This window comes from Pseudomonas putida (genome assembly GCF_004357765.1).
In the GTDB taxonomy this organism is placed as follows: domain Bacteria; phylum Pseudomonadota; class Gammaproteobacteria; order Pseudomonadales; family Pseudomonadaceae; genus Aquipseudomonas; species Aquipseudomonas putida_U.
Window position 1 is genome coordinate 93,077 of sequence record NZ_SMTE01000003.1, and the last position, 17,091, is coordinate 110,167.

General features: G+C 61.9%; 16 protein-coding genes and 3 pseudogenes. 13 read left to right on the forward strand and 6 right to left on the reverse strand.

Annotated elements, in window-relative coordinates; translation table 11 throughout:
• Positions 1–4: 4 nt before the first annotated feature.
• Genes lysA through E2H86_RS05010 form a run of 5 tightly spaced genes read left to right on the forward strand, consistent with a single transcriptional unit; the run spans position 5 to position 4,399 of the window.
• Positions 5–1,252 carry a diaminopimelate decarboxylase gene (gene lysA / locus E2H86_RS04990; RefSeq protein ID WP_133325348.1) on the forward strand — a complete coding sequence of 416 codons (1,248 nt, stop codon included), beginning with the start codon at positions 5–7 and terminating at the stop codon, positions 1,250–1,252.
• 4 nt (positions 1,253–1,256) lie between these two features.
• A complete protein-coding gene (dapF, locus tag E2H86_RS04995; protein WP_133325350.1) occupies positions 1,257–2,087 on the forward strand; it encodes a diaminopimelate epimerase in 831 nt (276 codons plus the stop codon).
• Between the two features lie 13 nt (positions 2,088–2,100).
• Positions 2,101–2,808, forward strand: a complete 708-nt coding sequence (locus E2H86_RS05000; RefSeq protein WP_133325353.1) for a DUF484 family protein — start codon at positions 2,101–2,103, stop codon at positions 2,806–2,808.
• On the forward strand, positions 2,808–3,707 hold the full coding sequence (gene xerC / locus E2H86_RS05005; RefSeq protein ID WP_133325355.1) for a tyrosine recombinase XerC: 900 nt from the start codon (positions 2,808–2,810) through the stop codon (positions 3,705–3,707). Before E2H86_RS05000 ends, xerC begins: the two co-directional genes overlap by 1 nt.
• Entirely contained in the window at positions 3,704–4,399 is a 696-nt protein-coding gene (locus tag E2H86_RS05010; RefSeq protein ID WP_133325357.1) for an HAD family hydrolase, read from the forward strand. The genes xerC and E2H86_RS05010 overlap by 4 nt, the downstream gene beginning before the upstream one ends.
• Positions 4,400–4,519: 120 nt before the next feature.
• On the opposite strand, the gene sutA is transcribed toward E2H86_RS05010, so the two are convergent.
• The 3 genes from sutA to glnK form a co-directional block, all read right to left on the reverse strand.
• A complete protein-coding gene (gene sutA / locus E2H86_RS05015) occupies positions 4,520–4,849 on the reverse strand; it encodes a transcriptional regulator SutA (protein ID WP_133325359.1) in 330 nt (109 codons plus the stop codon).
• 428 nt (positions 4,850–5,277) lie between these two features.
• A complete protein-coding gene (locus E2H86_RS05020; RefSeq protein WP_133325361.1) occupies positions 5,278–6,609 on the reverse strand; it encodes an ammonium transporter in 1,332 nt (443 codons plus the stop codon).
• Between the two features lie 47 nt (positions 6,610–6,656).
• Complete coding sequence (gene glnK, locus E2H86_RS05025; RefSeq protein WP_002555808.1) at positions 6,657–6,995, reverse strand: P-II family nitrogen regulator; 339 nt, start codon at positions 6,993–6,995, stop codon at positions 6,657–6,659.
• A 385-nt stretch (positions 6,996–7,380) separates the two neighbouring features.
• On the opposite strand from glnK, the gene E2H86_RS05030 reads away from it, so the two are divergent.
• The 4 genes and pseudogenes from E2H86_RS05030 to E2H86_RS05045 all read left to right on the forward strand — a co-directional run bounded on the left by E2H86_RS05030 (position 7,381) and on the right by E2H86_RS05045 (position 9,847).
• On the forward strand, positions 7,381–7,644 hold the full coding sequence (locus tag E2H86_RS05030) for an accessory factor UbiK family protein (protein ID WP_133325363.1): 264 nt from the start codon (positions 7,381–7,383) through the stop codon (positions 7,642–7,644).
• 174 nt (positions 7,645–7,818) lie between these two features.
• Positions 7,819–8,223, forward strand: a pseudogene (locus tag E2H86_RS05035) (magnesium chelatase domain-containing protein); the annotation flags it as partial.
• A gap of 509 nt (positions 8,224–8,732) precedes the next feature.
• Positions 8,733–8,978: a YwqJ-related putative deaminase gene (locus E2H86_RS05040; protein ID WP_133325365.1), complete on the forward strand. Its 246-nt coding sequence runs from the start codon at positions 8,733–8,735 to the stop codon at positions 8,976–8,978.
• Positions 8,978–9,847: a hypothetical protein gene (locus E2H86_RS05045; protein ID WP_133325367.1), complete on the forward strand. Its 870-nt coding sequence runs from the start codon at positions 8,978–8,980 to the stop codon at positions 9,845–9,847. The genes E2H86_RS05040 and E2H86_RS05045 overlap by 1 nt, the downstream gene beginning before the upstream one ends.
• Here the strand turns inward: E2H86_RS05045 and nfi are convergent.
• Entirely contained in the window at positions 9,828–10,511 is a 684-nt protein-coding gene (gene nfi, locus E2H86_RS05050) for a deoxyribonuclease V (protein ID WP_207955613.1), read from the reverse strand. The two genes, E2H86_RS05045 and nfi, sit on opposite strands and share 20 nt — an antisense overlap.
• Before the next feature lie 200 nt (positions 10,512–10,711).
• Between nfi and E2H86_RS05055 the strand changes: the two are divergent.
• Both E2H86_RS05055 and E2H86_RS05060 read left to right on the forward strand, forming a co-directional pair.
• A pseudogene (locus E2H86_RS05055) lies at positions 10,712–10,849 on the forward strand (VapC toxin family PIN domain ribonuclease); the annotation flags it as partial.
• A 126-nt stretch (positions 10,850–10,975) separates the two neighbouring features.
• Complete coding sequence (locus tag E2H86_RS05060) at positions 10,976–12,463, forward strand: YifB family Mg chelatase-like AAA ATPase (protein WP_133325371.1); 1,488 nt, start codon at positions 10,976–10,978, stop codon at positions 12,461–12,463.
• Between the two features lie 67 nt (positions 12,464–12,530).
• Here the strand turns inward: E2H86_RS05060 and E2H86_RS05065 are convergent.
• Together E2H86_RS05065 and E2H86_RS05070 are read right to left on the reverse strand one after the other, a co-directional pair.
• Positions 12,531–12,899 (reverse strand): annotated as a pseudogene (locus E2H86_RS05065) (winged helix-turn-helix domain-containing protein); the annotation flags it as partial.
• A gap of 179 nt (positions 12,900–13,078) precedes the next feature.
• On the reverse strand, positions 13,079–13,444 hold the full coding sequence (locus E2H86_RS05070) for a helix-turn-helix domain-containing protein (RefSeq protein WP_133325375.1): 366 nt from the start codon (positions 13,442–13,444) through the stop codon (positions 13,079–13,081).
• 159 nt (positions 13,445–13,603) lie between these two features.
• On the opposite strand from E2H86_RS05070, the gene E2H86_RS05075 reads away from it, so the two are divergent.
• Positions 13,604–14,575 (forward strand): GlxA family transcriptional regulator, encoded by a 972-nt coding sequence (locus E2H86_RS05075; RefSeq protein ID WP_133325377.1) that lies wholly within the window; start codon positions 13,604–13,606, stop codon positions 14,573–14,575.
• 150 nt (positions 14,576–14,725) lie between these two features.
• Positions 14,726–16,516: a monovalent cation:proton antiporter-2 (CPA2) family protein gene (locus E2H86_RS05080; protein ID WP_133325379.1), complete on the forward strand. Its 1,791-nt coding sequence runs from the start codon at positions 14,726–14,728 to the stop codon at positions 16,514–16,516.
• Positions 16,517–17,091 lie beyond the last annotated feature (575 nt).

Sequence of the window (17,091 nt, forward strand, 5' to 3'; positions counted from 1 at the left end):
TCAGATGAACGCTTTCAACTACCGCGACGGCCAACTGTTCGCGGAAGGCGTGGCCCTGTCGGCCATCGCCGAACGCTTCGGCACCCCGACCTACGTGTACTCGCGCGCACACATCGAAGCCCAGTACCGCAGCTACACCGACGCCCTGCAAGGCACCGAGCACCTGGTATGCTTCGCGGTCAAGGCCAACTCCAACCTCGGCGTGCTGAACCTGCTGGCACGCCTGGGGGCGGGCTTCGACATCGTCTCCGGCGGTGAGCTGGAGCGTGTGCTGGCCGCCGGCGGGCGTGCCGATCGCGTGGTCTTCTCCGGCGTCGGCAAGACCCGCGAAGACATGCGCCGTGCTCTGGAAGTGGGCGTGCACTGCTTCAACGTCGAGTCCACCGACGAGCTGGAGCGCCTGCAAGTCGTGGCTGCCGAGATGGGCAAGGTCGCGCCGGTCTCGCTGCGGGTCAACCCGGACGTCGATGCAGGTACCCACCCGTACATCTCCACCGGCCTCAAGGAAAACAAGTTCGGCATCGCCATCGCCGACGCCGAGGCCATCTACGTGCGTGCCGCGCAACTGCCTAACCTGGACGTGGTCGGCGTCGACTGCCACATCGGTTCGCAGCTGACCACCGTCGCGCCGTTCCTCGATGCCCTCGACCGCCTGCTGGCCCTGGTCGACCGCCTCGCCGAATGCGGCATCCACCTGCGCCACCTGGACCTGGGCGGCGGAGTCGGCGTGCGCTACCGCGACGAAGAACCGCCCCTGGTGGCCGACTACATTCAGGCCATTCGTGAGCGCGTCGGCGAGCGCGACCTGGCCCTGGTGTTCGAGCCAGGCCGTTACATCGTGGCCAACGGCGGCGTGCTGCTGACCCGCGTGGAATACCTCAAGCACACCGAACACAAGGACTTCGCCATCGTCGATGCAGCGATGAACGACCTGATCCGCCCGGCCCTGTACCAAGCCTGGATGGGCGTCAGCGCCGTTACCCCGCGCGAAGGTGAAGGCCGTCCCTACGACCTGGTCGGGCCGATCTGCGAGACCGGCGACTTCCTGGCCAAGGACCGTCAACTGAACCTGGCCGAAGGCGATCTGCTGGCCGTGCAGTCCGCTGGCGCCTATGGTTTCGTCATGAGCTCGAACTACAACACCCGTGGCCGCTGCGCCGAGGTGCTGGTCGACGGCGACCAGGCCTTCGAAGTACGCCGCCGCGAGACCATTGCCGAACTGTTCGCCGGCGAAAGCCTGCTGCCGGAGTGAACCCATGCTGCTGCGCTTTACCAAGATGCATGGGCTGGGCAACGACTTCATGGTCCTCGACCTGGTCAGCCAGCACGCGCATATCCAGCCCAAGCACGCCAAGCAATGGGGCGACCGGCATACCGGCATCGGTTTCGACCAACTGCTGATCGTCGAGGCACCGAGCAATCCGGAGGTGGACTTCCGCTACCGGATCTTCAACGCTGACGGATCCGAAGTGGAACAGTGCGGCAATGGCGCACGCTGCTTCGCCCGGTTCGTGCTCGACAAGCGCCTGACCGCGAAGAAGCGTATCCGCGTCGAAACCAAGGGCGGCATCATCGAGCTGGACGTGCAGAACGACGGCCAGGTGTGTGTCGACATGGGCCCGCCGCGCTTCGTCCCGGCCGACATCCCGTTCGTCGCCGACGCCCAGGCCACCAGTTATCCGCTGGAGGTCGACGGCCAGGTCTACCCGATCGCCGCCTTGTCCATGGGCAACCCCCATGCGGTGCTGCGCGTCGATGACGTGCACAGCGCTCCGGTACACACCCTCGGCCCGAAAATCGAAAACCACCCACGCTTCCCACAGCGGGTGAACGCCGGTTTCCTTCAGGTCATCGACCGCCACCGCGCCAACCTGCGGGTGTGGGAGCGCGGCGCGGGTGAGACCCAGGCTTGCGGCACCGGTGCCTGCGCCGCGGCCGTGGCGGCAATCAGCCAGGGCTGGATGGATTCCCCGGTTTCCCTCGACCTGCCTGGCGGGCGCCTGAACATCGAATGGGCCGGCCCCGGCAAGCCCGTGCTGATGACCGGCCCAGCCGTGCGCGTCTACGAAGGACAGGTTCGTCTCTAAGCGAGTATCCGCCATGACCGATCAGCCAAAGGTTGTACCGCAGACCGATGCCCTCGATGACGAGGCGGTGGTCGCCTACCTGCGCGCCCACCCGACCTTCTTCGCCGAGCACGACGAACTGCTCGTCGAACAACGCATCCCCCACCAGCGCGGCGACAGTGTGTCGCTGGTGGAGCGCCAGCTCACGCTGCTGCGTGAGCGAAATATCGAGATGCGCCATCGTCTGTCGCAGCTGATGGACGTGGCCCGGGACAATGACCGGCTATTCGACAAGACCCGCCGGCTGATCCTCGACCTGCTCGATGCCGCTACCTTGGAAGAAGTGGTGATGGCCGTCGAAGACAGCCTGCGCCAGGAGTTCCAGGTGCCTTTCGTCAGCCTGATCCTGTTTGGCGACAACGCGGCGCCAGTGGGTCGCTGGGTCAGCGGCGCCGAGGCGCAACAAGCCATCGGCGGGTTGCTCGGTGGCGGCAAGACGGTCAGTGGCAACCTGCGCGAGCACGAGCTGGCCTTCCTGTTCGGCGAGCAGGAGCGCCACGAGGTCGGCTCCAGCGCCGTTGCCGCCCTGGAACACCAGGGACTGCACGGTGTGCTGGCGATCGGCAGCCGCGACCCGCAGCACTATAAGAGCAGCGTCGGTACGTTGTTCCTCGGCTACATTGCCGAAGTGCTCGGGCGTGTCGTCCCGCGGGTGACCCAGACCCTGCGCCCGGTCCGCTGATGGAGCGCCAACTGGACGCTTATTGCGCGCACCTGCGCAACGAGCGCCAGGTGTCCGAACACACCCTGCTGGCGTACCGACGCGACCTGACCAAAGTCATCGAATACTGTGACAGCCAGGGCATCGCCGGCTGGAGCGAGCTGCAAATCCAGCAACTGCGCCAGTTGGTCGCCCGGCAGCATCACCACGGCCAATCGCCACGCAGCCTGGCCCGCCTGCTGTCGGCGGTGCGCGGCCTGTACCGCTACCTCAATCGTGAAGGTCTCTGTCAGCACGACCCCGCTACCGGCCTGAGCGCTCCACGGGGCGAACGCAGGCTGCCCAAGGTGCTGGACACCGACCGCGCCTTGCAACTGCTCGATGGCGGCGTCGACGACGACTTCATCGCCCGTCGCGACCAGGCCATCCTCGAGCTGTTCTATTCCTCCGGCCTGCGCCTTTCCGAGCTGAACAACCTCGACATCGAGCAGCTCGACCTCACTGCCGGCCTGGTCCAGGTGCTCGGCAAAGGCGGCAAGGCTCGGGTGCTGCCGGTCGGACGCAAGGCCCGCGAGGCACTGCAGGCGTGGTTCAAGCTCCGCGGCATCGGTAGCCCGCGTGATGGCGCGGTGTTCATCACCCGCCAGGGCAAGCGCATGAGCCCACGGGCCATCCAACTGCGGGTCAAGACCGCCGGCGAGCGGGAGCTGGGACAACACCTGCACCCGCACATGCTTCGCCACTCCTTCGCCAGCCATGTGCTGGAATCATCCCAGGACCTGCGCGCCGTGCAGGAGATGCTCGGCCATGCCGACATCGGCACCACGCAGATCTACACCCACCTGGACTTCCAGCACCTGGCCAAGGTGTACGACAGCGCCCATCCTCGGGCCAAACGCAGCAAAGGCACAGAATCATGAGCATCAAGCTGATCACCTTCGACCTCGACGACACCCTGTGGGATACCGCGCCGGTCATCGCCAGTGCCGAGGTCGTCCTGCGCGACTGGCTCGAGGCCAACGCCCCCCTACTCGGCGGCGTACCGGTCGAGCACCTGTTCGCCATCCGCGAGCGTCTGGTACAGGACGAGCCTGGCCTCAAGCATCGCATCAGCGCCCTGCGCCGACGGGTGTTGTTCCACGCCCTGGAAGAGGTCGGCTACAGCGAGAAACACGCGCAGGAGCTGGCCAACGAGGGCTTCGAAGTGTTTCTCCATGCCCGACATCAGGTCGAGGTGTTCCCTGAGGTGCAGCCAGTATTGGAGATCTTGCGCCATCGCTACACCTTGGGCGTGGTCACCAATGGCAACGCAGATGTGAGTCGCCTGGGACTGGCGGACTATTTCAAGTTCGCCCTGTGCGCCGAAGACCTCGGCATCGGCAAGCCAGACCCGGCGCCGTTCATGGAAGCGCTCAAGCGCGGCGAGGCCGAGGCCAGCGCGGCCGTGCACATTGGCGACCACCCCGGCGACGACATCGCCGGGGCGCAGCGCGCTGGCCTGCGCGCAGTGTGGTTCAACCCCCAGGGCAAGGACTGGAACGGCGAGCAGGCCCCGGATGCCGAGATCCAAAGGCTGTCGCAATTGCCCGAGGTGATTGCGCGCTGGCGCTGACAGGGGGCTGGCTGGGGGTTTGCGGTGGGGCGGCGCTCGATCTATGCACCCCCACAACACTCACCTCGAACACCCACAAAAAAGCCCGCAGCGACGGCGGGCTTCTTTGCATGCCACCCCTCAGATAGGGCGGCTACCGTACTTGTTGTCCGGTTTCTTGGGCGGGTCGGCGACCACGTTGGCCTCGACTTCCTGAACCTTGCCGCCACGGGCCAGGAACTCTTCCATGGCCTTGGCCAGGGCGTCACGCTCCTTCTGCTTGGCTTCCATGCTCGGCATCTCGTCTACCGAGACTGCCGCCTTGGATTTGCCCTTGGCAGCCGGAGCAGGACTGCTGTCGTCATCGCCGGCGTCTTCGACGCTGTCGTCAGCGGCGGCTTCGAGGCCTTCATCACCCTCGTCTTCGTCGCCTACTTCGAGGTCATCATTTTCCAGATCGTCGTCGCTCATGTTCTACCTCATGACTTGCGAAAAGCAGGTTAGTTATAGACCAGTGGTGCCGTAGACCGGCGACCACCAGTGAAAATTCAACTGGCCGTGGGTTAGGCCACTGCCCTTGAGCCGCGCTCCTGGTGGGAGCTGCCGCCCTGCAGGCCCTGCTCCTGGCAGAGCCTGACGAAATCCTTGATACCTTGCTGGCCACGCGCCATTGGCAAGCCTAGCAAAGGCTGGCGAAGCGTGTGGACTGCTTCTAAAACACCTTCGGCGCGCATTCTAGCGCGCTTGCAGAAAAAGCAAAGCTCCATAAACGCGCCAATAGTTGTAAGTTTTCAACCTACGTCACGAACAGATGTGATCAACCGTTTGCGCGTCGGCAAAAGGCGAATTTCAGGCAAAAAAATGCCCGGCGAACCGGGCAAGTTTTTCCAGCGTCGCAGTTACAGGTTGTAGCCGCGTTCGTTGTGTTGAGCCAGGTCGAGGCCGACCGACTCTTCTTCTTCGTTGACCCGCAGGCCCATCACCACGTCCAGCACCTTGAGGATCACGTAGGTGACGATGGCGGTGTAGACCACGGTGAAGATCACGCCCTTGGCCTGGATCCAGACCTGTGCACCGATGTCGGTGACTGCGCCGAAGCCACCCAGGGCCGGGGCTGCGAACACGCCGGTGAGGATCGCACCGATGATGCCGCCGATGCCGTGCACGCCGAAGGCGTCCAGCGAGTCGTCATAGCCGAGCTTGCGCTTGAGGGTAGTGGCGCAGAAGTAGCAGACCACACCCGAGACCAGGCCGATCACCAGCGCGCCCATCGGGCCGACGGTGCCGGCTGCCGGGGTGATGGCGACCAGGCCGGCGACCACTCCGGAGGCGATGCCCAGAGCGCTCGGCTTACCGTGACCGATCCACTCGGCGAACATCCAACCCAGGGCGGCGGCAGCGGTGGCGATCTGGGTGACCAGCATGGCCATGCCGGCAGTGCCGTTGGCCGCGGCGGCGGAACCGGCGTTGAAGCCGAACCAGCCGACCCACAGCATGGCGGCGCCCATCAGGGTGTAGCCCAGGTTGTGCGGCGCCATCGGGGTGGTCGGGTAGCCCTTGCGCTTGCCCAGCACCAGGCAGCAGACCAGACCCGCGATACCGGCGTTGATGTGCACCACGGTGCCGCCAGCGAAGTCCAGCACGCCCCAGTCCCACATCAGAGCACCGTCACCGCTCCAGACCATGTGTGCGATCGGCGCGTAGACCAGAGTGAACCAGATGCCCATGAACACCAGCATCGCGGAGAACTTCATGCGCTCGGCGAAAGCACCGACGATCAGCGCCGGCGTGATGATGGCGAAGGTCATCTGGAAGGTGATGAACACCGCCTCGGGGAACAGCGCGGCGGCCGAGGTCAGGCTGTCAGGCGTGACACCGCTGAGGAAGGCTTTGGAGAAGCCACCGACGAAGGAATTGAAGTTCAGCACGCCTTTTTCCATACCGGTGGTATCGAAGGCCATGCTGTAGCCGTAGACCATCCACAGGATGCTCATCAGGCCGGTAATGGCGAAGCATTGCATCATCACCGACAGTACGTTCTTGGAACGCACCATGCCGCCGTAGAACAAGGCAAGACCGGGGATGGTCATGAACAGCACGAGCGCCGTAGAAGTCAGCATCCAGGCGGTGTCGCCGGAGTTCAGCGCTGGGGCAGCTTCCTCTGCCAGGGCGAGCCCAGGCGTTACGAGGGACAATAGGGCTCCTAGCCCTGCGATCTGACGCAGAGTCATGTTGTTTTCTCCTGGGGCGTTGGGTTTGGTGAGGCTTTGGTTGTCGCTTAGATCGCGTCGGTATCGGTCTCGCCGGTACGGATGCGGATCGCCTGCTCCAGATTCACCACGAAGATCTTGCCGTCACCGATCTTGCCGGTGTTGGCCGCTTTGGTAATGGCTTCGATCACCCGATCGAGGTCCTTGTCATCGATGGCGACATCGATCTTGACCTTTGGCAGGAAGTCGACCACGTATTCCGCGCCGCGATACAGCTCGGTATGGCCCTTCTGCCGGCCGAAGCCTTTGACTTCGGTAACGGTGATGCCCTGCACGCCGATTTCCGACAGCGACTCGCGCACGTCGTCCAGCTTGAACGGCTTGATGATGGCTGTGACTAGCTTCATGAAACTCTCTCCCGATTTGGTGGACTTGCCCCAGGAAAACAAACCCGTCTCAAGTCTAAGCGCAGCGGTTGGCTTTGTAACGCGTCGTCGGCATCCGGCTCCGCGTGCGCACTGCCTGGTCACAAGGAACTGCATCAGTGCATGGCTCGCGAAGGTCATTGCAGAAACCTTGCCAGGTTGGTGAAGCCCCGAAAAAACAACTAGTTGAGCGCATTTGTCGGCATTGGCCAGTCGCCAGCATTGAAAAGATGCACGATTTCGGTGCGTACCCAGCCGCTGCACTGCTCGAAAAACGTGCAACGGTGGTCCGACCCGGGCGCCACGAAGCCAAAGGGCGTCCGTGCTACACTGCGGGCCATTTCTCATTTGCCCTGGACCGCCGAACATGCTCGCGCCAAAAGCCCTACTCGACGCCCTCAGCGACCAGGCCTCGCGCCTGTTCAGCAACGATACCGCCCAGCCTCGCGCCGAACTGGAGAGCCAGTTCAAGGTGCTGATGCAAGGGGCCTTCAGCAAGCTGGACCTGGTCAGCCGGGAAGAATTCGACAGCCAGATGGTCGTACTGGCCCGTACCCGGGCACGCCTCGAAGCGCTGGAAAAGCAGGTCGCCGAGCTGGAAGCCCGGTTGCGGCCGAGCACCGAGGAATAACCACAACCACGCGTGCGGCGCTCGATCTCACAGGCGCCAAACACCTTACGACAAGCATCCCCCGTATGCCTGCAAAACGTTGACGCACTCTTCTGCCGGCCCTCCAGCAGCCGGCAACTAAGCTTGGGAGCAAGCCGCAGGAAGCGGTCCCCCAACAGCGACAACGGAGCGTCCATGTCCCTCGCCCTCGTCCACAGCCGCGCCCAGGTAGGCGTGCAGGCGCCGGCTGTCAGCGTCGAAACTCACCTGGCCAACGGCCTGCCCAATCTCACCCTGGTCGGCTTGCCGGAAACCACGGTCAAAGAAAGCAAAGACCGGGTGCGCAGTGCCATCGTCAACTCGAAGCTGGACTACCCTGCCCGGCGCATCACCCAGAACCTCGCCCCCGCCGACCTGCCGAAAGACGGCGGACGCTACGACCTGGCCATTGCCCTGGGCATTCTCGCTGCCAGCGGACAAGTCCCGGTGGCCGGGCTGAACGACCTCGAATGCCTCGGTGAACTGGCGCTGTCCGGGAAGTTACGACCCGTGCAGGGCGTGCTTCCGGCGGCACTGGCAGCACGGGAGGCCGGAAGGATGTGACGTGGGACCTCGATGTCGCATTGGCGATGACAGGCGCGCCAGCTGTGTTACGAGAGTTGCTGGCCAAGCGGGTCAGCGCTGCCATGGCTGAGGCAGGTGGTGGCGGTAAGGTGATTGATACGGCTGAGCCCTTAACTGGGAAAAGTGGAGCGGCTGGCGGATCAGGCAAGGGGCCTTGGGTGGATGGGGAGTTTGGCCACCTTGATCCGTTGAACAGTACCGAGTTTGATCGCTTGCTATTTGAAAAGGTGGGGGCCGAAGCAGACGCTCTCATCAAGGCTGGGAACATTACTGGGTGGCGTTGTCAAGGGCAGGGGTGCCGGGCCGGGATTACATAAGTGACGCGTTCACCAACATCAACGCGAGAGTACCGAATTTTCCGGGCATCGAACGATTCGGTGAGGCCAAGGAATACTTCACAGTGACTAACACGGACTTGTTCATGACAGAGGTCAGTGAGCTGTATGCTAAGGCAGGAACGCCACTGACACCTCAGTGTTAGACAGATGATCGAGGGGCTTGTTGGCGGAGGAAAGCGGTTTGACGTGCAAAACGGTATTCCAGGATTGCACGCGGAGGTTAGGGCCGTGAACAGTGTGCTGACCCGTTATCCAGGTGTGCTGATCGATGATGTGAAAGTTGCAACATATAAGCTGGCGCCTAAAAATGGTCAGGGCGATAAGTTCGAAGCGTGTTCGAATTGCAGTGGTGTCATGGAGAATGTGGATGTTATCACCGGGAGGAAAAACTGATGATTGTCAAAAAAATGGCATTAGTAGAGCGGGATGGGACATGGACTTTTCGGAATGCGCTCTACTCTGGTGCCGCATTAGAATTCCTCAATGGAACGCTTGTGTCGGGCGAACGATTCGACTGTGGACGCTATATAGATGCTTATCGCAGTGAATTTATTTCCGGAGGCGGAGTTGGCGGTGTTGAGTCGGAGCGTGATTACACTGGGGAGCAATTTTTTTGGCGAGGTGAAGCTTATAATGGTTTTGCCTATGAGTTTTCAGGCGACATTTGTGTCAGTGAAAGGTTGTTTGAATATGGGTGGATTGTTGCAGAAGTTACCTATTATCCAAGCGGGAAGCTTCGCACTGTAGAGATTGGAGAAGATGTCACGCAAAATTATGAGTGGTTTGAGAATGGTGACTTACGGAGGGTCATGTTGTGTCAAAACGATGCTTTCATGCTTTCTTTACTATTTTCAAGAGGACTGTTGGAACGGCTGACATTAATGCGCGATTACTTCGGGCGAGTGCCTGCTGTCGCTGAACCCATAATATTCCCTATCTTGCAAGCGAAGCAAGAACTCTCGACCTTTTTGTGCAGTGCGCAATTTTCACTGGGTGGTAGTGGTGTTGATGCGGAGGTGGTCAAATATTTACTCATTGGCGATAGTGGGAGGCTTGTTAGGTCGCTCCATTTGGATCGCGTTCCCGGCTCCCCTCAATTATTCGAGTATTTGAGTGCTCTTCATCAAATAACTGAGCTGAAAGTTGATGCAGATAAAGGGAATTATGGTGATTGGAGTAAATGGTGTGCCGAATTTAAGCTTTTTCATGCAGGATGTAATGTCCATCTAAATGGCCGCGAAATTAGCCAAGCCTCTCGATAGACGGCCTGTTTTCATAGAGTTGCCTTCCATATCGGTCGGCTAGACGAGTGGTTTCCGGTAATCGATATTTTCGTGTGGTTTTCAATATCCACTGGCAAGCAGTTTTTAAGGATATCCGATGACCAATTGAAACGAATACTGGTTTAATATTTTGCTGAGTCCTGAGTACTGCGCCTATCTGCTCGACACCATCGTAAAGCCCTGTTTGGCATCCTCTTGCTTCGAGCGGCATATCATATTCACCGATGTAGCGACTTTTCCCACAGCCAATGGTAGGTATGTCATAAAGTACCCCCAGGTGCGATGCCAGGCCGAACCGGCGAGGATGGGCGATCCCTTGCCCATCGCAGATGATCAGGTCGGGGCGGCACTTCAAGTTCGCTAAAAGCGTTGAAATCGAGGGCAGTTCGCGAAACGAAAAAAGCCCTGGCACGTAAGGAAACGACGCCTTCCCTGCCAATGCCTGCTCTTCAATGACTTCCAGACTCTCAGCATCAACTACGACGGCGGAAGCGACTAGAGTGTCACTGTCTTTGTGATAGGCAACATCGATTCCCGCGATACGAACAATCGGCCCAAGCTGGTCTTCTTTAACTACCAGGCTGGAAAGTCGCAACTGCAAATTTAAAGCTTCGGTTGGCGTGATATTCCAAGGGTGTTGCATGACTGGCTGCATGTAATTATTAAAGGCATTAGACCGGCCGATTATCTACCGAATAAATCTCGATGAAAACCACTTCAATCAACCCTACGACATTTTGAAATCGGAAAAATCCGAGCGCCTGCTGCTGCATGTACAAAAGTACCTGATCAAGACCAACCCGTTGCTCACCGGCCTCAAGCCGTTCATGAGCTCCGACTACCAAACAAACTGGCCCTTATGACCAGATGATTGGCGGCCATGCCCACTTCCATGGATTGATAGTCGTAACCAACAACCGGCGCGAATTCGACCGTGTGCCGGGTTTGCGAATCGAGGACTGGGTCGCTCCGATCGAGTGACGACAACAGCTTGCCAGCAGTCTGCAAAACGTTGACGCACTCTTCTGCCGGCCCTCCAGCAGCCGGCAACTAAGCTTGGGAGCAAGCCGCAGGAAGCGGTCCCCCAACAGCGACAACGGAGCGTCCATGTCCCTCGCCCTCGTCCACAGCCGCGCCCAGGTAGGCGTGCAGGCGCCGGCTGTCAGCGTCGAAACTCACCTAGCCAACGGCCTGCCCAATCTCACCCTGGTCGGCTTGCCGGAAACCACGGTCAAAGAAAGCAAGGACCGGGTACGCAGTGCCATCGTCAACTCGAAGCTGGACTACCCTGCCCGGCGCATCACCCAGAACCTCGCCCCCGCCGACCTGCCGAAAGACGGCGGACGCTACGACCTGGCCATTGCCCTGGGCATTCTCGCTGCCAGCGGACAAGTCCCGGTGGCCGGGCTGAACGACCTCGAATGCCTCGGTGAACTGGCGCTGTCCGGGAAGTTACGACCCGTGCAGGGCGTGCTTCCGGCGGCACTGGCAGCACGGGAGGCCGGACGCGCCTTGGTGGTGCCCACAGAAAACGCCGAGGAAGCGAGTCTGGCCGGAGGGCTGGTGGTCTACGCCGTGGGCCACTTGCTGGAACTGGTGGCCCACCTCAACGGCCAGGTGCCGTTGGCACCTTATGCGGCCAACGGCCTGCTGCTGCAACAACGGCCCTATCCCGATCTCAGCGAGGTCCAGGGCCAGGTAGCCGCCAAGCGTGCGCTGCTGCTGGCGGCAGCTGGAGCACATAACCTGTTGTTCACCGGACCACCGGGCACCGGCAAGACCTTGCTGGCCAGCCGGTTGCCAGGGCTGTTGCCGCCGCTGGACGAGAACGAGGCGTTGGAAGTAGCGGCCATCCGCTCGGTGTGCGGTGGCGCGCCATTGCGCAGCTGGCCCCAGCGACCGTTTCGTCACCCGCATCATTCGGCTTCGGGGCCTGCACTGGTGGGCGGCAGCAGCCGACCGCAACCCGGCGAAATCACCCTCGCCCACCATGGCGTACTGTTTCTCGACGAACTGCCCGAGTTCGAGAGGCGGGTGCTTGAGGTGCTGCGCGAACCCATGGAATCGGGTGAGATCGTTATCGCGAGGGCTCGTGACAAGGTGCGCTTCCCGGCCCGCTTCCAACTGGTAGCAGCGATGAACCCCTGCCCCTGTGGCTACCTGGGCGATCCCTCCGGGCGTTGCCGCTGCAGCACCGAACAGATCCAGCGCTACCGCAACAAGCTGTCTGGTCCGCTGCTCGACCGCATCGACCTGCACCTGACCGTCGCCCGCGAAAGCACCACCTTGACCAGCGATCCCAGCGGCGATACCAGCGCCGCCGTCGGTGCCCGTGTAGCCGAGGCACGGGAGCTGCAGCAGCGCCGCCAGGGCTGCGCCAATGCCTTTCTCGACCTGCACGGGCTGCGCAAGCATTGCGCACTCACGCAAGCGGACCAAACCTGGCTGGAAAACGCCTGCGAGCGCCTGACCCTGTCCCTGCGTGCTGCCCACAGGCTACTCAAGGTAGCGCGCACGCTTGCTGACCTGGAGCGCACTGAATCGATCACCCGGGCGCATCTGGCTGAGGCCCTGCAGTATCGGCCCGGGAGCTGAACGACGGTTACTCGACCTGACAGTGAGCCAGCAGCTCCAGCAGCACGCGCGCCTGCAACGTGGTGACGAGCTCCCGATCGCGTACCTTGATCGTGACTTCCACCTTGGCCTCACTTTCAACTGCCAGGCCATGGCCAGGGGGCTCCAGCGATACCGCGCCTGCCAGTCGATAACCGCGCCGCGCCACGGTCTGGATGAAGCCACGATCACCGAAGGCCTTGCGCAGCGACGACACCTGCACCTGCAGGTTGTTGTCCTCCACCACCGTGCCGGCCCAGACTTCGCGCAACAACTGCTCCTTACCGACAACCTGGCCGTTGGCCCGAATCAACGCCGCCAACACTTCGAATGCCCTTCCCCCCAACGCCACCGGCCGGCCATCGAGAAAGGCTTCTCGGCGCTCCAGCGACACCCGGACATTGCCTGATTCGATCATGCTTCTCACACCTTCCAGGTTGGCACCCCGCAGCGTCGGGCTGCTCTGCCGCGGGCTTCATGGCCTGTCAGTATAAGCAGCGACACTCCATACCCGGCCCAGGCACCGGCGGCTTGGCAGAAACGGGAACCATCTTGACCGTTCTCGACACCTGGCCCTGGCGCCGATCCCGCAAGCGCTCAAGCGCTGGCGCGTGCTGCCAGACGCCAAGCCTTGGGTGGCTGGCCGACCAGTCGGCTGAAAGCCCGGGTGAAGTGGGCCTGGTCGCAGAACCCACATTCGAGTCCGATGTCGGTGAGCGGCGTATCGGTTGTCAGCAACCGCTTGGCCTTTTCCATGCGCGCCAATAGTCGCCACGCTTGCGGCGACAAACCCGTCGCGACCTTGAACGCGCGCGAGAAATGACTGCGTGTGAGGTTGCACATGGCGGCGATTTCGATGATCGAAAAGCTGCCATGAAGCATCAATGCCTTGGCCCGCCGCAGTCGCACAGAGGTAAGCCCACCAGGTACGGGCGAGCGCTCCAGGGCCATACCTGTAGTCATCGCGGTCCTCCTGTCGAATGCCCGCAGTCTGCCGCGCGGGCAGTGACGAAGTCCTGAGCGAAAGCTGAAAAGTTCTTAATTGCGACGCGCTGTGCCGTAAGATGTCCGACGTGTTCCGCTTCGTGCCGCTGAAACGGCCAACGCCAAGGCGAGAGAAATATGAGTCGCGCACACCGCACCGTGGCCATGGTGCTGTTCAACGATGTGCTGTTGCTGGATGTGACCGGGCCGATGGACGCCTTCACCATCGCCAACCGCTTTTTGCCCCCCGAACGGCAGTACCAGCTGCTGACTTTCGCCGAAGAAGCCAAGGCGATCCGCAGTTCATGCGGGCTGAGAGTCTTGGCCGACCAATGCCTGGACAACTTGCCTGCGGCTGTCGACCTGCTGCTGGTACCGGGCGGGCCAGGGGCCTATAACGTCGCCCTGCCCGCACTGGAAAGCTGGCTCGGCCCGGCGGCGCGCTCGGCGAAACGGTTCGGAGCCATTTGTACCGGGGTGTTCCTGCTGGGTCGGGCCGGGCTGTTGGACGGTTACCGTTGCACCACCCACTGGAATTACGTGCAGCGCCTGGCGAGCAGCTTTCCGCAAGCGAAGGTCGAGACCGAGCACATCTACGTGATCGACCGCAATCTGATCACCTCCGGCGGCATCACTGCAGGCATCGACTTGGCCTTGGCGGTGATTGCCGAAGATCACGGCAAGTCCCTCGCCCTGGAAGTCGCCAAGGTATTGCTGGTCGCCCGCCACCGCCAGGGTGGCCAGACGCCGTACGGCCCGCTGCTGGCCGCGGTGCCACGCGATGGCTCGCCGGTGGCGCGGGTCCAGGCCTACATCGTCGATCACATCGACCAGGCCTTCACCGTGCAGAAAATGGCCGGGCTGGTGGCGATGAGCAGCCGCAACTTTGCACGGATCTTCCAACGTGAGGTTGGCATCACACCGTTGCAGTACTTGCAGAACGCACGCATAGACCAGGCACGCAAACTACTCGAGAGCAGTGACTTGCCCTTGAAGGTGGTGGCGGCGCAATGTGGATTCGGCAGTGACCGGCACATGCGCAAGGTATTCTGTGAGCGGATCGGTATGACGCCTGCCCAATACCGAGCTCAATTCGGTGGAACCAGCTGATCGACGTTGGCGAGCAGGTCGGCACTGACTGTCACCTCTGCTAGGACAATGTGTCTACCGACCAACAGATTGTCTAAGACTGCCGCCATCCCCAGAATGGTCCTCCCCATTGTTCAACCGCTGCCCCGGCAGCTCATGGAGTAAGAGCCAATGCCACACGAAGGCAGCCTTCTGCAAACCGCGGTGATCTTTCTGGTCGCCGCGGTCCTTGCCGTCCCTCTGGCCAAGCGCCTTCAGTTGGGTGCCGTGATCGGCTACCTGTTGGCGGGCGTCGCCATCGGCCCCCAGGCCCTGGGCCTGATTCGCGATACCGAAAGCGTCGCGCATATCTCCGAGCTGGGGGTGGTCCTGCTGCTGTTCATCATCGGCCTGGAGTTGTCGCCCAAGCGCCTGTGGCTGATGCGCAAGTCGGTGTTCGGCGTCGGTAGCGCGCAGGTGTTGCTGACCGGTGCGGTCATCGGCGCCATCGCTTTATTCGGCTTCGCCCAGTCCCTACCAGCAGCCCTCGTGCTGGGCCTGGGCCTGGCGCTATCGTCCACCGCCCTGGGCTTGCAGAGCCTGGCCGAAGGCAAGCAGCTCAATGCGCCCCATGGCCGCCTGGCCTTCGCCATCCTGTTGTTTCAGGACATCGCCGCGATTCCGCTGATCGCCCTGGTGCCTCTGTTGGCGGCGAACGGTCCGGACACCAGCCATGGCGACGGCCTGCAACATGGCCTGAAGGTCTTCGCCAGCATCGCCGTGGTGATCGTCGGCGGTCGTTATCTGCTGCGTCCGGTATTCCGCACCGTGGCCCGCACTGGCCTGCCGGAGGTGTCCACCGCCACCGCGCTGCTGGTGGTGATCGGCACGGCCTGGCTGATGGAAGAGGCTGGTATTTCCATGGCGCTGGGGGCGTTTCTGGCTGGTTTGCTGTTGGCCGATTCGGAGTACCGCCACGAGCTCGAATCGCAGATCGAGCCATTCAAGGGGCTGCTGCTGGGGTTGTTCTTCATCAGTGTCGGCATGGGCGCCAACCTGCGTCTGCTGCTGGAAATGCCACTGGTATTGCTGGGCCTGACGCTGCTGCTGATCCTGGTCAAGCTGACCCTGCTGATTCTGGTGGGGCGCCTGGCCGGAGGCCTGAACAAGGCCAGCGCGCTGCGCCTGGGCATGGTGTTGGCGGCAGGAGGTGAGTTTGCCTTCGTGGTGTTCAAGCTGGGCAAGGACCAGGGGCTGTTCGACACCGAGACCTATGACCTGCTGCTGATGACCATCACCTTGTCGATGGCCATCACGCCGTTGCTGATGCTCGGTTGCGCCCGCGCCCTCAAACGCCCGCAGCCGGCGCCGCGTGAAGTACCCGAGCAGTACAAGCAGATCCAGACCGATACGCCGCGGGTGGTGATCGTCGGCATGGGCCGCATGGGCCAGATCGTCGCACGGATCCTGCGGGCGCAAAAAATTCCGTTCATTGCCCTGGAAACCTCGGTCGACAACATTGAAATGACGCGCATGTTCGAACAGGTACCGGTGTTCTACGGCGACCCGCTACGTCCGGAGGTGCTGCATGCGGCCAAGGTCGGCGAGGCGGAGTATTTCGTCATCACCACCGACGACCCCGAGCTGACCACGCGCACCGCCGAGCAGGTCAAGCGCCAGTACCCGCACCTGAAGGTACTGGCCCGTGCGCGTAACCGCCAGCATGTGCACAAGCTGGTGGACGTCGGCGCCGAGCCGATTCGCGAGACGTTCTATTCCAGCCTGGAGCTGACCCGCCGTGCCTTGGTTGGATTGGGCTTGAGCGATGAGCAGGCGGCTGACCGCATCGCGCGCTTCACCCAGCACGATGAAGAAGTGCTGGCGGCCCAGGGGCAGGTGCGCGATGACCGCGCCAAGGTGATGCAGACGGCCAAGGAGGCGCGGGTGGAGTTGGAGCGGTTGTTCGAGGCGGATGTGGATTGAGGGGGCATGGCGGTAGATTTTTAGCGGCCTCAAGATCGAGCACCGCCCGCGCGGCGCATCGCGGCACAAGGCCGCTCCTACATCTGTTTCGGGCCAATCATGTCTGGTAGGCCATGGTTGTCAGCCTGGTGGCCCCGGCGCGATATTTGTGTTGGCGCAGGGCGCACCACGATATTCCGTGGTGCGCCCAATGGCGAACAACCGTGGCCTGACAGACATAGGCACGTTGCAAAAAATGTAGGAGCGGCCTTGTGCCGCGATGCGCTGCGCGGGCGGCGCTCGATGTCTGCCTGTCCACATCACCTGAGCCATGCACATGCCCGCCCAGCCCGATTTCCGGTCAGGCCCATCTGCATCGGCCCAGTTCGCCACTCGTTCAGCAGCATCCTACATAACCACGCACACTTTCTTACGGAATCGATTTGCCCCGCGATTTACCCTACAAACCGTGTCGACGCCCGTCTGATTGTCCAGGGGAAGCCTGATCTCTAGGCTGACCCGGTCGCTGTCGGTTCAGCGATTGGGTGTGGAAACCCGAGTACTAATCGGAACGGTTGTCGCTATGGCAGCTGTAT